At 64.1% G+C, this 1,562-nt stretch carries 2 protein-coding genes; both read right to left on the bottom strand.

Features of this window, described 5'->3' with window-relative positions:
• The coding region (locus OC610_RS27140; protein WP_264432451.1) for a patatin-like phospholipase family protein at nucleotides 1–896 on the bottom strand (896 nt) is incomplete at its 3' end.
• Between the two features lie 36 nt (nucleotides 897–932).
• A partial coding sequence (locus OC610_RS27135; protein WP_264432448.1) for an LpxL/LpxP family acyltransferase occupies nucleotides 933–1,562 on the bottom strand: 630 nt, incomplete at its 5' end.

Genomic DNA, 1,562 nt, shown 5'->3' with positions numbered 1-1,562 from the left:
GCGTGGGCCGGTACATCGTCGGGCAGCAAGTGACTGAACTGGTTGAGACGCTCCAGCAATTCGATGTCGCTTTCCAGGCTGTCGATGAACGTACTGTTGAGCATGTGGCCGCCAATCTGCGCAAGCGTCGGTTGCAAGCCGGTGTAGCTGCGCTCCTGGGGCGTTTGCCCACCCGCGCCGCGGGGGTTGCCACTGACACCGATGACCAGGACACGATTGGCCCCCAGGTGCAAGGCTGGACTGATCGGCGCCGATTGGCGCACCGCACCGTCGCCGAAGTATTGAGGGCCGATCTTGACCGGCGCGAATAACAAGGGGATCGCCGAGCTGGCGAGCAAGTGCTCGACCGACAACTGCGCGGGCACACCGATACGCCGATGCCGCAACCAGGCGCCAATGGTGCCGCGACCTTGATAGAACGTCACCGCCTGTCCAGACTCGTAGCCGAACGCAGTCACTGCCACCGCCCGCAATTGGTGCTCGGTAATCGCCTGCTCGATACCCGACGCGTGAAATTGCGCCTGGAGCAACTCACGCAATGGCGAACTGTCGATCAGCGCCACCGGCAGTTTGGCCCCCAGGCCCAACAGGCTGTGGCTGAAGAAACGTGTCGCCTGGGCAAGCACGCCGCGCCAATCGCTGCGCATCACCTGATGGCTGCGCACCGCCTGCCAGAACGCCGTCAGCCGCTCGATGGCGGTCTTGAAATCGGTCGCCCCGCTGGCCAGGCTGACCGCGTTGATGGCGCCAGCCGACGTGCCGACAATCACCGGAAACGGGTTTCGCGCCCCGTCCGGCAACAGCTCGGCGATGGCCGCCAATACGCCCACCTGATACGCCGCCCGAGCCCCGCCGCCGGAAAGAATCAATCCTGTCACCGGTTCAGCTGGGGTCATCGCGATGCTCCGTGCTCAGTCAATTGGACTACATACTCAACCGCGTTTTTCGTACAGCTTCGGCTCACCCGGCGGACGGCTCTTGAAACGCCGATGGGCCCAGAGGTATTGCTCGGGACAGGCACTCACCGAGCGCTCGATCCATTGATTGATCCGAATGCAATCGCCTTCATCGGTCTCGCCGGGAAAGTCCTCCAACGGCGGCTGGATCACCAGGCGATAGCCGCTGCCATCGGCCAGGCGCTCCTGGACGAACGGCACGACCAGCGCCTTGCCCAGGCGGGCGAATTTGCTGGTGGCGGTGACTGTCGCGGCCTGGATGCCAAACAATGGCACGAACACGCTTTGCTTGGCACCGTAGTCCTGGTCCGGCGCATACCAGATCGCCCGACCGGCGCGCAGCAACTTGAGCATGCCGCGTACGTCTTCACGCTCCACGGCCAGGGAATCGAGATTGTGCCGCTCCCGGCCCCGGCGCTGGATATAGTCGAACAGCGGATTATTGTGCTCGCGGTACATGCCGTCGATGGTGTGCTGCTGGCCCAGCAGCGCCGCGCCGATTTCCAGCGTGGTGAAATGCAGTGCCATGAGGATCACGCCCCTGCCGTCGCGCTGGGCCTGCTTGAGGTGCTCCAGCCCTTCGACATGGGCGAGCTTCGCCAGGCG

It is taken from the genome of Pseudomonas agronomica, from assembly GCF_025917275.1.
GTDB classification, from domain to species: Bacteria; Pseudomonadota; Gammaproteobacteria; order Pseudomonadales; family Pseudomonadaceae; genus Aquipseudomonas; species Aquipseudomonas agronomica.
Note: the sequence above shows the minus strand (reverse complement) of the source record. Positions and strands in the feature narration are given on the sequence as shown.